This is a genomic window from Polynucleobacter sp. 71A-WALBACH, assembly GCF_018882365.1.
GTDB lineage: Bacteria > Pseudomonadota > Gammaproteobacteria > Burkholderiales > Burkholderiaceae > Polynucleobacter.
This window is the reverse complement of the sequence record NZ_JACVOP010000001.1, coordinates 1,035,322-1,054,247: the sequence shown is the minus strand read 5'-3', so window position 1 is coordinate 1,054,247 and position 18,926 is coordinate 1,035,322. Positions and strand designations below refer to the sequence as shown.

Genomic DNA, 18,926 nt, shown 5'->3' with positions numbered 1-18,926 from the left:
GCCTCTTAAATAGGTTCAATTCGGTACTAACTTTAACCGCAGACTAAAATTGGCGCTGAAGTGAGGCCCTAAGCCCCATAATCCTGTATTGCCATTTGTTGAAACTTTTTCTATTTAAGTCCGCTTTTCATGAGTAGCCCCAAACGTCGCCTGCTAATTACCTCCGCCTTACCCTATGCCAATGGCCAGATTCATATTGGGCATTTGGTGGAATATGTCCAGACGGACATTTGGGTTCGCTTCCAGAGAATGCGTGGTCACGAAGTGCACTATGTTGGCGCCGATGACACGCACGGCACTCCAATCATGTTGCGCGCTGAAAAAGAGGGTCTCACCCCTAAAGAATTAATCGCCAATGTCTGGAAAGAGCACAAACGTGACTTTGATGACTTTTTAATTTCTTTCGATAACTACTACACCACCGATAGTCCTGAGAACGAAACACTATCTCAAAGCATCTATCTCAAGCTGCGTGATGCAGGCTTGATTGAAATGCGTGCGATCGAACAAGCATACGATCCAGTTAAAGAGATGTTCCTGCCAGATCGTTTTATTAAAGGCGAATGTCCTAAGTGTGGCGCTAAAGATCAGTATGGCGACTCTTGCGAAAAGTGTGGGGCAACGTACTCCCCAACTGATTTAAAGAACCCATTCTCGGTTGTCAGTGGCGCAACACCCATTAAAAAAGTGTCCGATCATTACTTCTTTAAGTTATCCGACCCTCGTTGCGAAACTTTCTTGCGCGAGTGGACTCAAGTCAAAACACCACTTCAGCCTGAAGCCCGCAACAAGATGAAGGAATGGGTTGGTCAGCCTGGAGATAGCAAGCTGGGTGACTGGGATATCTCCCGCGATGCCCCCTACTTTGGCTTTGAAATCCCCGATGCGCCTGGCAAGTATTTCTATGTGTGGCTTGATGCACCGATTGGCTACTACGCCAGCTTCCTCAACTACTGCCAGAGCAAAGGCTTGAACTTTGAGGAATGGGTCAGGCCCGATACCGCTACCGAGCAATACCATTTCATCGGTAAAGATATTTTGTATTTCCACACACTCTTCTGGCCAGCAACCTTGCATTTTGCCGGCTATCGCACACCAACTAATGTATTTGCTCATGGCTTTCTTACCGTTGATGGCGAGAAGATGAGTAAGTCACGCGGCACTTTAATTTCTGCGCATAGCGTCATTACATCTGGATTTAACCCCGAATGGTTCCGCTATTACTTTGCGACTAAGTTGAATGACAGCATGGAAGATTTAGATTTAAATCTTCAAGACTTTGTTGCCAGAGTAAACAGTGATCTTTTGGGTAAATACATCAACATCGCCAGTCGCAGTGCCGGCTTTTTGGTAAAGCGTTTTGACGGAGTAGTTTCTGATGAAGCCTTGAATAATCCCCTGCTCACTGAAATAGCATCCGCAAGTGAGAAAATTGCAGCACTTTATGAAGCTCGTGAATATGCCAAAGCATTGCGCACCATCATGGAGCTGGCTGACAAGGTCAACGGCTTCGTAGATGAAAACAAGCCCTGGGAAATCGCTAAAGACCCTGAGCGCGAAGCAGATCTGCAGCGTGTTTGCAGCGTTACCTTAGAGGCATTCCGCTTATTAAGTCTTTATCTCAAGCCAGTTTTGCCACAAGTCACTGCTGGTGTTGAGGATTTCCTTTCGATTCCAGCCATGACCTGGAATGACGTTAAAGCGCCTCTCTCTAGCAAAAACCCAATCAAAGCCTATAAACACCTCATGGCCCGCGTTGAAGCACCTCAAATTGAAGCTTTATTGGCTGCAAACCTCTAAAAAAGGCCCTAAAAAGCTAAATTTCCAGGAATTAGCCAAAAAGTCGTCAGGCTTGTAGGAAAAATCGTTAATAATGATGGGCTAGGCAGTAATTTGCTACGTAGTAATTTTTGCAAGCTATTGAATTAATTAAGAATTTTAGGAAATATGATGGCCAGATATACATCCGAATTCACCCAGTTCTTAAATGAACTCAAATCCGAGAAACCGCATCTCGAAGCAGGCCAGCAAGCTGGTCGCGCGCTCCTTTGGGATAAAGAGCCTTTAACTACCGAAGATCAACGTCGTGCTCAAGCGGCTAAATTAAAGCAACGCGCTTACGTTTATTCGAATGACTGAGTTGGGAGCTGAGCCAGGCGCTCAATCCGAGTTGCTAGATAGCACTCCATCGGTTACCGATGGCATGTCCTCAGCCTTCGCAAAGCTGTATGGTGAGCCATTATTTAAGCTTCCAACAGATCTATACATTCCACCTGATGCGCTAGAAGTTTTTCTAGAGGCATTTGAAGGCCCCCTCGATCTTTTGCTGTACCTGATTCGCAAACAGAATTTCAATGTTCTTGATATTCCGATGGCGCAGGTAACCTTGCAGTACCTTAGCTACATCGATCAAATCCGCCACCACAATCTAGAACTTGCTGCCGAGTATCTGTTGATGGCGGCCATGTTGATTGAAATTAAATCTCGCATGCTATTGCCAATGAAGAAGGCTGATAGCGATGAAGAGGTTGAAGATCCACGTGCGGAACTAGTTCGTCGCCTCTTAGAATACGAGCGCATGAAATTAGCTGCGCAAGAGCTCGATCAAATCCCACAACAAGGGCGTGATTTCCAAATCGCTCATGGTTACGTTGACACTACAGTTGCAGTGACTTGGCCTGATGTCAACCAAGATGACCTGCAAATGGCTTGGCGTGATGTACTGCATCGCGCAAAATTGAATCAACATCACACCATTACACGTGAAGAGCTATCCGTTCGCGACTTCATGACACGCATCTTGCGTCGTTTACAAAATACCCGCTTCGTAGAATTCGGTGAGTTATTCGAAGACGCTATCAAATCTGGTAAAGGTATTCCAGTAGTGATTGTGAATTTCATTGCGATGCTAGAACTATCCCGTGAAGCTTTAGTTGAAATTACACAAGCTGAGCCGTATGCGCCAATTTACGTGCGTCTAGCCTATACCCCTGTTGCATGAAAATTATTAGCGACATCCAAGAATTACGTGACCACTTACGTGGACAAAATCGCGCCTCCTTTGTGCCAACCATGGGCAACCTCCACGAAGGTCACCTATCGCTAATGCGCCTTGCTAGACAGCATGGCGATCCAGTAGTAGCCAGTATCTTTGTTAACCGCTTGCAATTTGGGCCAAACGAGGATTTTGATAGCTACCCCCGCACCATGCAGGCAGATATTGATAAGCTAGAAAAAGAGGGGGTATATATCCTCTTTGCACCAACCGAGCGCGACCTCTATCCACAGCCTCAGGAATACCGGGTAGATCCACCGCAACAACTTGGCGATATCCTTGAAGGTGAATTCCGCCCCGGCTTCTTTAAAGGTGTTTGCACCGTAGTGCTCAAGCTACTCTCTTGCGTGCAACCCAAGGTAGCCGTATTTGGAAAAAAAGATTACCAACAGCTGATGATTATTCGTCAGATGGCAAAACAATTTGCGCTACCTGTAGAAATCATCCCAGGGGAAACAGTTCGCGCTGAAGACGGCCTCGCCCTATCCTCTCGCAACGGCTATCTCTCTGTTGAAGAACGTGCAGAAGCGCCTGAACTACAAAAAGCTTTAAAAGAAGTTCGTGCACGCGTGCTTGAATTGAATGAGCGAAATACCCACTCACTGATTGAGATTGAAAAAATAGCAGTAGATCTTCTAGCTGGTCGCGGATGGCAACCTGATTACATTGCTATTCGCCAACAGATTGATTTGGCTCCAGCCTCTAACGAAAGCCTACAAGCTGGCGAACCATTAGTCATTTTGACGGCTGCTAAGCTTGGTAAAACGCGCTTGATTGATAACCTGGAGATTTAATCACTACACAAATAATTTGGTTTTTCTAAAACCCCTAAACGATCAACCAAAAATAGACGCTACCAGATAAAGAAAGCCACCCGAAGGTGGCTTTCTCTTTATTAATACCCCATTATTTTGGGGTGAACTTCAGGTTAGCTTGCTGGGCATCCATTTGCTAAAGGTTTTCCGGCAATACGGTCTTTCACCCAATTCAGATACATGGGCGCCGAAACGCCGGGAGTCGTAAAGTGAGTTTGCTCGCCTGGTAACTGAATTCTTCCGACATTCGCACCCATGGCGCACATTTGCTTTTGATAAAGCTCATGCATGACCGGAGGAACAGCGGTATCTTTTGTACCCCAGTAAATGACCACTGGCGCTACCGGCTTCACTGGTTGTACGCTGCTATCAATAAATGCATTGAGCCATGCCAGGGAATTGCTAGGTTGCGGCTTAATCAAGGATTTGTATTGATCGCCATAAGCATAGCTGAAGGAATCAGCCATCACATGGACGCATTTATTACTGGCTAAACGATCAACCACCTTGGCTCCTTCTTCAGTCAAAATATCTGATATCTTGAGGTTAGGATATGCTGCCTCAGCACCCCAAAGAGCCATTACATAATGAGCAAACAAAAATACATTTGGGACGTTGGCCTGAGTTAAATCATTCATGATCTTAATGGTAGCCACCTCATCAGCTGGTGGCCTTGGAAGAACGGCCGCTACGTCATCCGGTGCCAAGCCAACAAATCCAAGATACTGAAGGTTATCCGCTGCAGTACCTTGCTGCGCTTGATAGTCGAGCAGACTTGCAGCGGCAATCGTTGCGCCACCACCCTGTGACCAACCATAAATAATGGTCTTTTTGCCGGCGCCAACCCCTTTCATAGAGCTAGCTGCTCGTGCAGAGTTAATGGCATCTCTACCGTTGGTCCCTGCAATTGCGTACTGATGTCTGCCTCCACCACCTTGACCTTGATAGTCAGTGGCAACAACAACATAACCTTCTTTAATAAATTCTTCTAAGTTTGGAATGCCGTAATCTGTCCATGAATTTCCGTCCATGAGAAAGTACTCATTCAACGGGGAGGCTGGATTAATGATTTGAGAAGGGCCACAGTTTTGTGCCGATCCAGTGGTGCCATGCGCCCACGCCAAAATTGGTCTACCTTCCTTTGGCGCCTGGCCAATGGGGGCTACGATCAAGCCAGTAGAAATCGTTTTTCGCCCCACAACATCGGAGGAGATATAGGCGATCTTCCAAGCTTGCGCACCCTTGACCGATGTCTTGATTTTCTCTTGCTTAACTATTTGACCGAGCTTGCCATTAGCGCTCAACTTAGCAACGGACTCATAAAAGGCCGCCACAGGTGGGTCAGCATAAACAACAGACGGAAGAATGCTCAGGACCGTACTAAGCGCTAAAACTGTTAAGCGAGTAAATTTGTCCATAGTCTGGATAACTCCAATATTTTTTGATGACCAACAGCGGCAATTCAAAAGCAACAGATCTAAAGCGTAAAGAATTGACCTACTTCTAAATTCAATTCCTTGGCCAATTCAGCGCCCGTTACTTTTCCAGCGGCGCCCTTTGCCTTTAAGATTTCTATCTGTCCACCATGGCAGGCAACAAAGAGAGAGTCCAGGGTAATTTGGGTGATTTCTCCAGGCTTGCCGTTTACAGAGCTGAAGGTAGCTGCCACATGTTTATGGCAATCGTAGATCTGCACTTTTTGCTCGCCAAACTTGGTCCAAGCACCGGGCGCAGGATTGCAGGCACGAATCAGATTGTAGATTTGCGAAATATGAGTTGCCCAATGGATTTGAGCGGCATTCGCATCAAACCAGCCCTCGTAATTTGCCTTTGATTCATCTTGCACCAACTCATGGTGTTGATTGGCTACCACTAGATCAGCGGCCTCAAGCAGCGCCTTTACGCCTAGCGGAAATAAGTAATCAAAGTAGACCTTGCCCAAAGTATCGTCAGGAGCAATCACCACTTCTTTTTGCAAAATGATTTCGCCTTCATCTAGACCATCTGATGGGCGAAAAATCGTGAGACCTGTTTTCTCCTCGCCTAATGCGATTGCCCAGTTAATGGCACTTGGGCCGCGATACTTAGGCAGCAGGGATGGGTGATACTGAATCGTGCCATGATTTGGTATCTTGCATAGCTCTTGAGGTACAAACTGAATCACATAGGCCATGACACAAATATCAGCCTTGCTATCAATCATCGCCTGCGCTGCTTCAGGGCCTTTGAGAGAGGCAAATTGCAAGGGCGTTAAGCCTCTTGCAATAGCCGCTTCTTTCAGCACTTCAGGCTTGCTGGATTTAGGATTGTCTGGCGGACAAAACACCGCCACTACTTCATCGCCCCGATCTAAAAAAGCCTCTAAAGCTGCCTTGCCAAAATCCGCACTCCCGATCAAAGCGATACGCATCTTAAATTACCTTATCGTGACGAAGTGCAATTAACTCATCAGTTGAGTAGCCCAGTTCGCTAAGAATCTCATCAGTGTGCTCACCTAGCAATGGTGAGCGCGTTACGTCAGTTGGGCTATCGGACATCTTGATTGGATTGCCCACTGTGAGGTACTTGCCTCGAATTGGATGATCTACTTCAACAACTGTTCCAGTAGCGCGCAACGCTGGCTCTTCTGCGATTTCTTTCATCGACAAAATCGGGCCGCATGGAATATCGTATTTATTCAAAATATCCATAACCTCAAACTTCGTCTTGGTCATAGTCCACTTTTCAATTTCACCAAAAATTTCCATTAGGTGTGGCAAGCGAGCCATTGGTGATGCGAAACGCACATCCGTAATCCAATCTTCACGGCCAATCACTTTACAAATCGCCTCCCAAACTGGCGCTTGTACGATGACATACATATAGGAGTTTGGATCCGTTTCCCAGCCTTTACATTTCACAATCCAACCAGGTTGACCACCACCAGAGGCATTACCAGCACGGGGCACAGAGTCGCCAAACTCACCATTCGGAAACTGTGGGTACTCTTGCATGAGACCAACGCGCTCTAAGCGCTGCTGATCGCGTAACTTCACACGACATAAATTCAATACGGCATCTTGCATCGCCGCTAATACTTTTTGACCGCGGCCAGAATGCGTGCGCTGATACAGCGCTGTGACGATTCCCAAAGCTAAATGCAGGCCAGTACCACTATCACCAATTTGAGCGCCAGTCACCATAGGAGGACCATCATCAAAACCGGTAGTGGACGCTGAACCACCAGCACATTGCGCTACGTTTTCATAAACCTTGCAGTCCTCGTAAGGACCAGGACCAAAACCCTTTACTGAGGCCATGATCATCATCGGGTTGAGTTCTTGAATACGCTCCCAAGAAAAACCCATTCGATCTAGCGCTCCTGGCGCAAAGTTCTCAACAAGAACATCGCACTCTTTAATCAAGCGCTCAAGAATTTCTTTGCCTTTTGGGGTTTTGGTATTCACCGTAATTGAACGCTTGTTATGGTTCAACATTGTGAAATACAAACTATCCGCATCAGGGATGTCGCGCAATTGACCACGAGTGGCATCACCCTCACCCGATTTTTCAACTTTAATTACATCGGCACCGAACCAAGCGAGTAGCTGAGTACATGTTGGGCCTGATTGAACGTGCGTGAAGTCAAGAACTTTGACTCCTTCTAATGCTTTTGCCATGATTAAAGTCCTAATAAGATTGAAATTTTGAATTGATCCAATTTTACCAGCGACGGATTGCGGTGCAACATTGAATGCCTACTTTTTGGGCATGTTCGCATTTAATGCCCTCGATAGGCTACACGGTCAGTAATTTAAGGGTTTTCAAGATCAGAAAGTCGCTTTTTAAGCGCTCTTTCTTCGGCAAAACGCTCAGTCTCATCTCGAATCACTGCAGCCACCCCATTAGCCTGGTGTTTTTCATCAAACAACATGCCCACAGTAAATGCAATTGATAAGGTACGACCATCTTTATGCTTTGCTGGGACTTTTAATAATGAAGTGCCATAGCGAGTAGTTCCAGTCTCCATGGATTTACTGTAGCCCTCGTTATGTCTTTGGCGCTGACGCTCGGGAACAATCAAATCCAAAGTATTGCCAAGCGCCTCCTCTTCAGAATAGCCAAATATTCTGGTAGCCGCCGCATTCCAAAGAACAATTTTTTCATGGGCATCAGCAACAATCACCGCATCACCAATACAGTCGAGCAATTGAATCAAATCTACAGTTGTTTTCATATTGTTAGTCTAATGATTTTTTTATCAGATGGTAAGAATAAAAAAGGCGCCCACCAGGAGCGCCTTCAAAACTAAAACAAATACTGCTTATTGTTATTAAACCGCTTTTGCTGCATGTAATTTAGCGATGTCATCAGCGCTATAGCCAAGATCAGTCAATACTTCATCAGTATGCTCACCCAATACTGGTGATGGCTTTACCTCAACCTCTAAATCAGAGAACTTGATTGGGCTACCGATAGTCAAGTACTTACCACGTACCTTGTGATCAACCTCGACAATAGAGCCACTCTTACGCAAATCAGGTGATGCAGCCAACTCTTTCATTGAGAGAACTGGTGCGCAAGGAATATCAAACTTACGGAGGATATCAACAGCTTCGTACTTAGTCTTATCTTTGAGCCAATCTTCAATTGTTGCAAAGATATCAAAAATCTTGTCTTGACGTGCTTCAGCAGTCATATACGCTGGGTCAGTTGCCCACTCTGGTTTGCCCAAAGCTTTAGTAATTGGCTCCCAAGCATGACCTTGAATTGTGAAGTAGATATAGGCGTTTGGATCTGTTTCCCAGCCCTTACACTTCAATACCCAGCCTGGCTGACCGCCACCACCAGCATTACCGCCACGTGGAACCACATCAGTGAATGTGCCATGTGGATACTGTGGGTACTCTTCGAGGTAACCAATTTTGTCCAAACGCTGTTGATCACGCAACTTCACGCGGCACAAGTTCAATACGGCATCTTGCATTGAGCAAGATACTTTTTGACCTTTGCCAGTTTTTTGACGCTGCATCAATGCAGTCAAAATACCAATCGCCAAATGCATACCCGTGTTGCTATCGCCCAAAGCAGCGGCAGAAACGGTTGGAGGACCATCCCAGAAACCAGTTGTAGAAGCAGCGCCACCAGCACACTGAGCAACGTTCTCATACACTTTTAAGTCTTCGTATGAGTGACCATCGCTAAAGCCTTTAACAGAAGCAAGAATCATCTTTGGGTTCAACTCTTGAATACGCTTCCAAGAGAAGCCCATACGATCCAAAGCGCCTGGGCCAAAGTTCTCAACCATCACATCGGAGGTCTTGATCATCTTCTCTAAAACTTCTTTACCTTCTTGAGTCTTCGTATCCAATGTCAAAGAACGCTTGTTACCGTTCAGCATAGTGAAGTACAAAGCATCCGCACCTGGGATATCGCGCAATTGGCTGCGAGTTACGTCGCCAGAACCTGGGCGCTCAACTTTAATCACATCTGCGCCATAAAAGCCGAGCAGTTGAGTACATGCAGGCCCTGCCTGTACGTGTGTGAAGTCGATAATACGAATGCCGTCTAATGGTTTAGTCATGTTTGATTCTCCTTAAAGTATTTCTTATTTGTTGCTAAATGTATTCTTAAAAAATTACGTCTTTATTACTTACGTATTACTTCTTACCAGCTGCAGTTGATGGATTCAAGTTAGTCAAACGTCCACTCTCTGTACCGGCTGTCTCGTCAATTACCGCATTAATTAAGGCTGGCTTGCCCTCGGCAATTGCCTTAGTCAAAGCAGCTTCTAATTCAGCTGGGGTAGTTACGTAGTAACCAACACCACCAAATGCCTCAATCATCTTGTCGTAACGGGCATTTTTCACGAATACTGTTGGAGCAACATCTGCACCACCAGTTGGATTCACGTCAGTACCGCGGTAAACACCATTGTTATTAAATACGACAGTTGTAATTGGCAAGTTGTAGCGACAAATTGTTTCCAACTCCATACCGCTAAAACCAAATGCGCTATCGCCCTCAACCGCAACCGTTGGTAGGCCGCTAGTTACGGCAGCACCAATGGCGTAACCCATACCGATACCCATAATCCCCCAGGTACCTGAGTCAAAGCGTTTGCGTGGCTTGTACATATCCACAATTGCACGGCAATAGTCGAGTGTGTTTGCACCTTCGTTTACCAAATTCACATCGGGATTCTTCTTGATCACATCACGAATAGCGCGCAAGGCACCATGGAAGTTCATCGGAGACGCTTCTTTGGCAAGTGTTTCGGCCATCTTCGCCAAGTTCTTGTCTTTTTTCTCGTTGATCGCACTGATCCACTCAGCAGAAGGCTTTGGAACTGAGGCGATACCTTTTAAGAGCTCACCAACAACGGAACCAATATCACCAATCAATGGCGCATCAATTTGTACGTTGCTATCAACTTCATTTGCTTGAATATCGATTTGGATAAATTTCTTAGGATCTTTGCCCCATGTTTTACCTTTACCGTGTGCTAGCAACCAGTTCAAGCGAGCTCCAACTAGCATCACCGCATCAGCCTCAGCCAATACAAATGAACGCGCTGCGGAAGCGGATTGTGGGTGATTGTCTGGCAACAAACCTTTAGCCATAGACATTGGTAAGTATGGAATGCCTGACTTCTCAATCAATGCACGAATATCGGCATCGGCTTGAGCATAAGCAGCGCCCTTACCCAACAAAATCAATGGACGCTTAGCACCCTTCAAGACATTCAAAGCACGCTCTACCGCATCAGCCGCAGGGATTTGACGTGGAACTGGATCGATTACTTTGAAGATTGATTTCTTAGCTTCTTCAACTGGCATTGTTTGGGCAAGCAGCTGCGCAGGCAAATCCAAATACACACCGCCTGGACGACCAGAAACGGCTGCACGAATAGCACGCGCAAAACCAACGCCGATATCTTCAATATGATTAATACGATAGGCGGCTTTGCAATATGGCTTAGCTGCATTGAGCTGATCCATCTCTTCATAATCGCCTTGTTGCAAGTCAACGATTTCACGCTCACTTGAACCAGAAATCAAAATCATTGGGAAGCAATTGACAGTGGCATTTGCCAACGCTGTTAAACCATTCAAGAAACCAGGTGCTGAAACAGTCATACAAATACCAGGCTTTTGAGTCATATAGCCAGCAATTGCTGCGGCATTACCAGCATGTTGTTCATGACGGAACCCAATGAAGCGAAGGCCTTCAGCTTGAGCAAGACGGCACAAGTCGGTAATTGGAATACCAACGAGACCAAAAATAGTATCTAGATCATTTGCTTTTAAAGCATCAATGACGAGATGAAAGCCATCAGTGACTTGGGTATTTTGATTATCTGTTGTCATAGAAATTTATAGTTAATTACACCGCCCGAACTTATAGTGCGCTCAGTGCAATTCAGCTTTCGCTAACTGTCTCCAATTAAGTTATTAGTGGTGCCACGGGTAACTAGTAGCATACCCGTTACGGCTGAGATGCATCTTAGGCTTGGGGCTGGGGTTCATCATTGACTTCGGTCAATTTCCCCTAAAGTCTAGAAACAACTCGGGTTTCTAATTAGACAAAGAGCTCTTTGTGCTTTGTTTTTAGGCGACTTAAAGTCTCTGGAGAGAGGTTGAGGTAGGCAGCCAGCTCTTTTTTAGGGAGCAACTCAAACAAATCCTCATATTTACGTAAAAAACGCTCTACACGACCTGGCGCATCCAGCATATGGAGGGTAATCGTATGAGCCATGATCTCGCTCATCAAGCGCATGACTTCAAATTCAAAGCTTTCTTTAAGTGGCTTATGGGCATCCAAAAATTCAGCCCACTTCTTGAGGGGCATACGGGCAACGCGAGCCTTTGTCACTGAGGCGATGCTATATGGGGCGGCCGTCTTGAGGCGCCAAGCCGCATAACTCGTTTCGATATCTTTTTCGATGGCAAAACGCAAAATCATCTCTTTTGCGTCAGCACTAGAAACGATGCGCTTCAAGATTCCATCCAGCACAAAGTACTGCTCCATCTGGTGATCGCCTTGATGAAGCAGAATTTCTGATTTTTTAAGGTCTGAGATCACTAAATGGCGCTCTAAATCAGCCATTGCCTCAGAATCCAAGCTTTTTAATACCGAGTTTTGGCTCAGCTGCAGACGAATCAGGTTTTTTTCGGGGTGCTTATCTAATGCTGTCATGAATCCTTAATCCTAGAGCCTATATTGTAGGCTTTTTTGGGCCTTTAAACGGAGCTGGAGCCGGCCTGAGATAGAATTGAGGAGTCGTGGTGCTTTATTGCAGTGCAATAAAGTTAAACGGGAAACACTAAACGTGTGCTGCCCCCGCAACGGTAAGTAAATACACCCTAACTTTAATGTGAGGGTGTCAGGAGTCTGAGTAAGCCACTGTGCGCGTCAATTGCATGGGAAGGCCAGATTCTGAGATTTACTAGCCCGGATACCGGCCAAGACAGGTGGAATTTTGCGGACGGGGATCTTCGCGCGCCGATGAAGCATCCCCTGCCAAAAAGGCAAGATGCCCAATTGACGCCTGAGCTCTCAAAAAGTGGAATTCTGTTCGACCCAGCTTACGGGGAAGTTAGCTAGGTGATTCGAAGGCAGAAGGTTCATCATGAAACAGCAGTTCAGTAGCAAAATGCTAGTCGCCCTATTTTGCGGCGCAGCAATATCATTTGGAGCAGTAGCCCAAAACTCTCAATCGACAGTGATAGTTTCTGGCTCACGCTTTGAAGAGAATCTCAATGAGGTTCCAGCAAATGTCAAAGTCATCACGCGTGATGAGATAGCAAATTCCACGTCCAACAATATTCCTGATGTGCTCTCACAAATTGGTGGGCTTAACGTAAGAAGTACTAATGGCGGGCAACTCAATTTAGATGCCACTGTAGATATGGGGGGATTTGGAGCAACTGCAAATAGCAATACGCTCATCTTGGTTGATGGCCAAAGATTGAACCCCATAGACTCTTTGGGGGTTGCCTGGGAATCCATTCCCATTGATTCAATTGAACGCATTGAAATTGTTCAAGGTGGCGCAAGCGTCCAGTATGGCAACGGCGCAGTTGGTGGGGTAATCAACATCATTACCAATGGTGGCAAAACCAACCTCAATCAAGCAAGCATTACTGCTGGTAGTTTTGGAACATATATTGGCAATGCAATTCTGCGCAACAAAGTTGAAAACACTACTCTGCAATTAACGGCTAATAGCTCTAATAGTCAGGGGTGGAGAGCAAACTCAGCTGCCAATGCCTATGCATTTGATGCAAAAGTTTCTCAAGCTTTAGGTGGAATTGACAATGTGTATGCTGATGCATATTACAGCTATACCAACCAACAATTGCCAGGGGGTGTAGTCGGACAAGTTGGACAAGGAAATCCTCAAGCAGCCAAATTTAATAATATTGGCTCTAGTAACACTGGAGTGAACTCGGGCATACGAGCTGGGGCGATTAAAGGTCTTAGTGAAAACTATATTTTTGAAGTTGATGCATCCTATGGAAATAGATCCATAGGCTATAACGCCCCATACTACAACTCACAGGATTCACTTATTAATTTTTGGGGATCCACCTACCCCGGAGGACCTACCAGCACAAATATTCAAAGCTGGGATCTGACCTTTAATCCAAAACTCAAAGCAAATCTTGGAAGCTTTGGGACAACGGTTGTTGGCTATGATTTTAATAAAGCTAATCAAGGGGCTTCCAATGCATATGGAAGCCTTGCGCAGCAAGCAATTATTGCGAACCAAGGTGCTGGTTATTACAACAATCAATTGAGCAACGTGCAGTCTGCAAATTTAATCAATCAATCCGTATACATCATTAGCAGAATCCCGCTAATCAAGGATGTTGAATTAAGTGGAGGCTACAGAAGGCAAGTGCAGATGGCCAGCGCCAATAACTCTGAAATTACCTCCCCATCACCAGTTACCGGAAGCCAAACTTATGGGGCAAATGCTGGGGATGTGGCCTTTAATTACAACTATGTAAAAGGTCAGAAAATTTATGCGAAATGGAACCAGTCATTTCGATTCGCAAATATTGATGAATTTTGGGGATGGGATGCAATGGGAAACAGGATTTTCTCGGGCATCCTAAAGCCACAAACCACCCAAACCTATGAAGTAGGCGGAGAGTGGAACATGAGCAATGTACGCATCTCTGGATCGGCTTTTCAGTCAATTACACAAAATGAAATCCGCTATGACCCAAGCACTTTTTACAACACAAACTCCGCCGATAACATCGGAAGGAAGGGGGTTCTAGTAGACTCAACATTGAATGCCACCTCTAATTTCAGCATCTCAGGCGGCGGTAAATATCAAAAAACAGCCTACACAACAGGGGTCTATAGCGGAACCTCGGTCTCCCTGGTGCCAGACTTAATTCTTAATGCAAGAGCTCAATACCTTGTTAATCGAGAGTGGGCAATTGGTGGAGTAGTAAATTTTGTTGGCCAACAAATGTATGACTCTGATCCCGGCATTAGCAATGGCCTTGCAAAAATGCCTTCGTATACAGTAGGCGATGTGTACGCAACCTATAAAACGGGTAAGTGGGAGAGTAAATTATCAATCAAAAATATTGGTAACACAGCCTATTCAACGTATGGGGGCTACGGCTCAATCTCCGCTCCAGGGGGGCAGCTAACCACAGGTTACTACTACTATCCAAATGATCCTCGCGCAGTCTTCTTAAGCGTCAAGTACACACTTTGATTGATAGATCTTGAAAATCACGCTGCAACTCTCAACCCGCACACGCTATTTGCTGATCGGGGCTACTTTATTTCTAGCGGGATTTTCCTTGGCTGTTTTTGCTGCACCTGTCTCAGTCGCTGATGACCGAGGAGTTGTTGTGGGCTTTGATAATCCACCCCAGAGAATTGTGAGTCTCCTGCCCTCTCTCACTGAGTCTGTTTGCGCTCTGGGCAAATGTAGCGCTTTGGTTGGGGTAGATCGATTTTCCAATTGGCCAAAATCAATTCAAGGCCTCCCTAAGCTGGGTGGAATGGGTGATATCAATATCGAGCGTATTGCGCAACTTAAGCCGGATGTTGTTTTACTGGAGAAAGCCTCTCCAGTAATAGCGCGACTCAATGGCTTGGGTATCAAAAATTTTGCATTGGATGTTAAGTCCATGGGCGATGAAGAGCGCGCGCTGCAAAAACTTGACCTCTTGCTGGGCAGCTCCGAGAAAGCTCGAGTATGGAATCAAATCCAGAAAGAAATCATGCGTGCCAATAAGCAACTAGCAACTAGCAATCAAAATGTACGTGTGTACTTTGAAATTAATCCAGCACCCTTTGCGGCAGGCAACACTTCTTTTATTGGCGAAATTCTGACTCAATTAGCACTAGTCAATATCATTCCAAAATCGCTTGGCCCATTTCCTAAAATTAACCCTGAGTTTGTAGTGCAGGAGAAACCTGATGTCATTCTCCTTACTGAATCAACCGCAGTTGATATTCAAAAGCGTCCAGGCTGGAACTCCATACCAGCAATTTCCAAAAATAGAATTTGTGTATTTTCGGGTGAACAAAACGATATTTTGGTACGCCCTGGCCCTCGAATGGGGGAAGCAGCACTCATTATTTCCCAATGCATTCAAGAGAAGATGTCATCATCTCGGTAATGCAAAAAAATCATTTTCTTCGCAAGTTATCCAGCCTACTCATTCTCAGTGCGGTCTTGGTATTGCTTGGGACCTTACTCGGAAGCTTAGGAGCTAGCTGGAATATGCCAGGGTCGGATCAAACTATTTTGTTTGATATTAGACTGCCAAGATCATTGGGTGCCTATCTTGCCGGCGCTTTATTGGGGCTTGCTGGCGGTATTGCACAAAGCCTATTTCGCAATCCTTTAGCTGACCCCTATCTACTAGGAAGCGCATCGGGCGCCCTACTTGGGGTGGGCAGCATTCTTTGCTTTGCCTACCTTGGTAACTCTTGGCTAGAAATCATTGGGCTCAATGGTGGCGCCTTTCTTGGAGCGCTACTTGGCGTGCTTGCCTCTCTCCTTCTGGCTGGCGGCTACCGCAGTTCCTTGCGCCTCCTGTTATCCGGGGTAGTGATCAGCGTAATCTTAGGTGCAGCGAATTCTTTATTTACATTTATTCGCCCTGATCTATTTCAAAGCATTCAATCCTTCATGCTTGGCAACACCAGCTTATTGAATTGGTCAGGCGTAGGACTAATGGCAATTGCTCTTTCACTTTGCCTAGTTATCACACTGATCATTAGCCCCGTACTCGATGCACTCTCACTCGGCGAAAGCACTGCCCGCACTTTAGGCCTGCCACTAGATCAACTCCGCCTCATATTGATCGGTATTCTTGCCCTTGCAACAGGTTGTGCTGTTGCGCAAACAGGCTTGGTAGCTTTTGTTGGACTAGCAGCCCCGCACTTAGTCAGAAAGCTTTCTGGTGGACGGCAACGCGTACAACTTATATTCTCCTGCCTCGGTGGCGGAATATTACTACTCAGCTCAGACCTCATCGCACGCACTGTCTTTGCACCAATTGAAATTCCCGTTGGTGTTGTGACTGCAGTCTTGGGTGGCCTATATCTACTGGTTCTGCTCAGGCAAACCTCTTTTAGGGCGCGCTCATGAAAACCCGCCAGCTCACTGTATATAGAGGTCCATGCGCCATTCTCTCAGACCTCAATCTGGATATCCCACAGGGAAAATGGACTAGCGTTATTGGGCCCAATGGCGCAGGCAAATCCTCCCTCTTGCAAGCGATGACTGACTTACTGAAATGGGATGGATCCATCACAATTGATGGGAGGAACATTGCTTCGTTTACCCAGAAAGATCTAGCTAAGAAAATTGCTTGGCTTGATCAAAGCTCAAATACTCCAGATGAATTTGGAGACTCTCTCAGCGTGTATGACACCGTCATGTTGGGGCGTCTTCCCCATCAAGGATGGCTTCATCTACCATCAGAGACTGATCACAGATCAGTTGAGCAAGCTTTGCAACAGACTGATGCTTGGCATTTACATCATCGCCAGCTGCAGAAGCTATCCGGAGGCGAACGTCAGCGAGTTTTATTGGCGCGTCTGCTTGCCGTGGATTCTGACATCCTCATCATGGATGAACCGCTGGCTAACTTAGATCCTCCCCATCAGGCCGATTTCTTAAAATGGCAAAGCAATTTACTAGCGCAGGGTAAAACCTTGGTAACCGTGTTGCATGAAATCCATTTTGCGCTCCGGGCCGACCATGTGGTGATGCTAAATCGAGGCAAACTGCATTTTCAAGGGTCTAGTCAAGATCCCGCTACTCACCAAGCCCTCATATCCTTATTTGATGGCCGCATTCACCTGGAAAAGCTTGGTAATGATTGGATAGCTTTACCGAACTAAGCCCAAAATCAGGGGTTCCACAAAGCTTTTCCCTAAGGCTACAATGCCTATATGACCGAGTACAACCCTCACGTCCCAAGCGACTCCACTGAATCCGATCTGATAGCCGCATCACTCCTGAGGCTATCTAGAAAAATTCAGCTGATCTCTGATGCCGTCAAGGCACTACATCAAGATCGAAGTCAACTTGAGACCAAAATTGAGGATGCACAAAAACGGATTCAGCATATCTTGAGTCGTCTGCCAGAACAAAGTGATGGACGTCAATTGAACTTGCTCGGTGAACCCGTGACACCAACCAATCCAGAGGATGACAATGAGCCAACAACGCATTGAAGTAACCCTCGCCGGTCAAAAAATTACTTTAGCAACCAGCACTGAACATGAGCCCCTACTTCGTGCAGCGTGCACATTAGTGGATGAGCAAATTCAATTGGCAATCAATGGTGGTAACCGTAGCATTGAACGTGCCAGCATGATGGCCGCACTGAAGATTGCGGGTGATCTCATTAAATTGCAAACTACTTCACAACAAATTCCTGCGCAGAGCATGTCACCCAACTCCAATCCAGAAGAGATTGCTCGACTCCAGAGCGAGATTCATACCCTGGAAGACCAAGTAGATGCTCTAATGCAAACCCTTTCCCTGCCTGGTTCGCCAAGGCCAATAGTTCCTTGAACCGATGCGCAAGCATCAGGAACGATCTTTACACTGTGGGCGTGAGCGTTTCGAATCTTCACAGTGGCAGCTTAGCGCTGTTCACTCCCTGAAATTCTTAATGCACCCGAAACAGAGTAGCCGTTCCAACTTGAACCCTAGGGTTCAGGATGACGGCCTAGCGGCCAAGGCGGGGAATTCATGTCAATAGCTGATATCGCCATGCTGATGTTATGCGGAAGCATATCGGGTTTCCTAGCGGGACTTCTCGGGATTGGTGGCGGAATGATTCTGGTGCCCTTCATGATTGTGGTTTTCAATCATTTGGGATTTAGTCAAGATGTCATCGTGCATATGGCCATTGCTACAGGCATGGCAACCATCCTCTTTACCACCACCTCAGCCATCTGGGCACACCACAAACACAACTCCATCGACTGGAAGCTGGTGGCGGCACTTAGCCCCGGCCTAGTGATTGGTAGCCTCGTTGGCGGCAGTGAGATTTTCGAAGCTATCAATACTTCTTGGCTGTCTTTATTCTTTGCGCTTTTTATTGTCTACACCTCGATCCAAATGATCATCAATAAAAAACCTGCAGCTGGCCGGGAGTTACCCGGCACTGTTGGTCTTTTCTCATTCGGAGCATTGACAGGCGTGATTGCCAGCTTGGTAGGTGCAGGCGGAGCATTTATTACTGTGCCCTTTATGCTTTGGTGCAACGTAAAACCGCATACGGCAATGGCCAGCTCTTCAGGACTAGGATTTCCGATTGCAGCTGCAGCGACGATCGGCTACATGTATGGAAGTTGGGGCAATCCCAATCTACCTGAAGGATCACTTGGATTTGTGTATGTTCCAGCGGTGCTCTGCATTGTTGCAGTGAGCATATTCACCGCCCCACTGGGCGCAAAAATGGCCAGGAAACTCAATGTAGCTCAGCTAAAGCGCATCTTTGGTGTGATGCTATTTATGCTTGCGGCCTTCATGTTTAATGAAAGCCGCAAGGCATTCGGCTTCTAAGGCG

Annotated in this window: 17 protein-coding genes, 1 other RNA gene, 1 pseudogene and 1 riboswitch; of the genes and pseudogenes, 12 read left to right on the top strand and 7 right to left on the bottom strand. The window is 46.2% G+C overall.

Annotation, left to right across the window (positions count from 1 at the left end; genetic code table 11):
* Positions 1-129: 129 nt before the first annotated feature.
* From metG to panC, 4 genes are all read left to right on the top strand, one after another.
* The gene (metG, locus tag ICN42_RS05480) at positions 130-1,800 is read left to right on the top strand and encodes a methionine--tRNA ligase (RefSeq protein WP_216252012.1); all 1,671 of its coding nucleotides are present in this window, start codon (positions 130-132) and stop codon (positions 1,798-1,800) included.
* A gap of 150 nt (positions 1,801-1,950) precedes the next feature.
* Entirely contained in the window at positions 1,951-2,139 is a 189-nt protein-coding gene (locus ICN42_RS05475) for a DUF3460 family protein (protein WP_216252010.1), read from the top strand.
* Positions 2,132-3,001: a ScpA family protein gene (locus ICN42_RS05470; protein WP_216252009.1), complete on the top strand. Its 870-nt coding sequence runs from the start codon at positions 2,132-2,134 to the stop codon at positions 2,999-3,001. The genes ICN42_RS05475 and ICN42_RS05470 overlap by 8 nt, the downstream gene beginning before the upstream one ends.
* Complete coding sequence (gene panC, locus ICN42_RS05465; protein WP_216252007.1) at positions 2,998-3,849, top strand: pantoate--beta-alanine ligase; 852 nt, start codon at positions 2,998-3,000, stop codon at positions 3,847-3,849. The genes ICN42_RS05470 and panC overlap by 4 nt, the downstream gene beginning before the upstream one ends.
* Before the next feature lie 134 nt (positions 3,850-3,983).
* On the opposite strand, the gene ICN42_RS05460 is transcribed toward panC, so the two are convergent.
* From ICN42_RS05460 to ICN42_RS05430, 7 genes are all read right to left on the bottom strand, one after another.
* A complete protein-coding gene (locus ICN42_RS05460) occupies positions 3,984-5,288 on the bottom strand; it encodes an alpha/beta fold hydrolase (RefSeq protein ID WP_216252005.1) in 1,305 nt (434 codons plus the stop codon).
* Positions 5,289-5,347: 59 nt separating this feature from the next.
* Positions 5,348-6,280 carry a methionyl-tRNA formyltransferase gene (locus tag ICN42_RS05455; RefSeq protein WP_216252003.1) on the bottom strand — a complete coding sequence of 311 codons (933 nt, stop codon included), beginning with the start codon at positions 6,278-6,280 and terminating at the stop codon, positions 5,348-5,350.
* Position 6,281: 1 nt separating this feature from the next.
* Positions 6,282-7,529 carry a formyl-CoA transferase gene (gene frc / locus ICN42_RS05450; RefSeq protein ID WP_216252000.1) on the bottom strand — a complete coding sequence of 416 codons (1,248 nt, stop codon included), beginning with the start codon at positions 7,527-7,529 and terminating at the stop codon, positions 6,282-6,284.
* A gap of 134 nt (positions 7,530-7,663) precedes the next feature.
* Complete coding sequence (locus tag ICN42_RS05445; protein WP_216251998.1) at positions 7,664-8,086, bottom strand: PAS domain-containing protein; 423 nt, start codon at positions 8,084-8,086, stop codon at positions 7,664-7,666.
* A gap of 96 nt (positions 8,087-8,182) precedes the next feature.
* Positions 8,183-9,433: a formyl-CoA transferase gene (frc, locus tag ICN42_RS05440; protein WP_216251996.1), complete on the bottom strand. Its 1,251-nt coding sequence runs from the start codon at positions 9,431-9,433 to the stop codon at positions 8,183-8,185.
* 76 nt (positions 9,434-9,509) lie between these two features.
* On the bottom strand, positions 9,510-11,219 hold the full coding sequence (gene oxc / locus ICN42_RS05435; protein ID WP_216251994.1) for an oxalyl-CoA decarboxylase: 1,710 nt from the start codon (positions 11,217-11,219) through the stop codon (positions 9,510-9,512).
* 211 nt (positions 11,220-11,430) lie between these two features.
* Complete coding sequence (locus ICN42_RS05430; protein WP_216251992.1) at positions 11,431-12,048, bottom strand: Crp/Fnr family transcriptional regulator; 618 nt, start codon at positions 12,046-12,048, stop codon at positions 11,431-11,433.
* A gap of 70 nt (positions 12,049-12,118) precedes the next feature.
* Positions 12,119-12,334, top strand: a riboswitch (cobalamin riboswitch).
* 147 nt (positions 12,335-12,481) lie between these two features.
* Between ICN42_RS05430 and ICN42_RS05425 the strand changes: the two genes are divergently transcribed.
* The 8 genes and pseudogenes from ICN42_RS05425 (at position 12,482) to ICN42_RS05390 (ending at position 18,922) form a co-directional block, all read left to right on the top strand.
* Entirely contained in the window at positions 12,482-14,593 is a 2,112-nt protein-coding gene (locus ICN42_RS05425; RefSeq protein ID WP_216251991.1) for a TonB-dependent receptor, read from the top strand.
* A gap of 10 nt (positions 14,594-14,603) precedes the next feature.
* Positions 14,604-15,509 carry an ABC transporter substrate-binding protein gene (locus tag ICN42_RS05420; RefSeq protein WP_255539249.1) on the top strand — a complete coding sequence of 302 codons (906 nt, stop codon included), beginning with the start codon at positions 14,604-14,606 and terminating at the stop codon, positions 15,507-15,509.
* Entirely contained in the window at positions 15,476-16,486 is a 1,011-nt protein-coding gene (locus ICN42_RS05415; protein WP_255539248.1) for an iron ABC transporter permease, read from the top strand. The genes ICN42_RS05420 and ICN42_RS05415 overlap by 34 nt, the downstream gene beginning before the upstream one ends.
* A complete protein-coding gene (locus ICN42_RS05410) occupies positions 16,483-17,244 on the top strand; it encodes an ABC transporter ATP-binding protein (protein ID WP_216251989.1) in 762 nt (253 codons plus the stop codon). Before ICN42_RS05415 ends, ICN42_RS05410 begins: the two co-directional genes overlap by 4 nt.
* A 51-nt stretch (positions 17,245-17,295) precedes the next feature.
* The gene (locus tag ICN42_RS05405; RefSeq protein WP_216251987.1) at positions 17,296-17,580 is read left to right on the top strand and encodes a hypothetical protein; all 285 of its coding nucleotides are present in this window, start codon (positions 17,296-17,298) and stop codon (positions 17,578-17,580) included.
* Positions 17,555-17,785 (top strand): annotated as a pseudogene (locus tag ICN42_RS12015) (cell division protein ZapA); the annotation flags it as partial. The gene ICN42_RS05405 and the pseudogene ICN42_RS12015, both read left to right, overlap by 26 nt.
* 99 nt (positions 17,786-17,884) lie before the next feature.
* Positions 17,885-18,103: non-coding RNA, 6S RNA (gene ssrS / locus ICN42_RS05395), on the top strand.
* Positions 18,104-18,922, top strand: coding sequence for a sulfite exporter TauE/SafE family protein (locus ICN42_RS05390; RefSeq protein ID WP_216251984.1), 819 nt, complete (start codon positions 18,104-18,106; stop codon positions 18,920-18,922).
* Positions 18,923-18,926 lie beyond the last annotated feature (4 nt).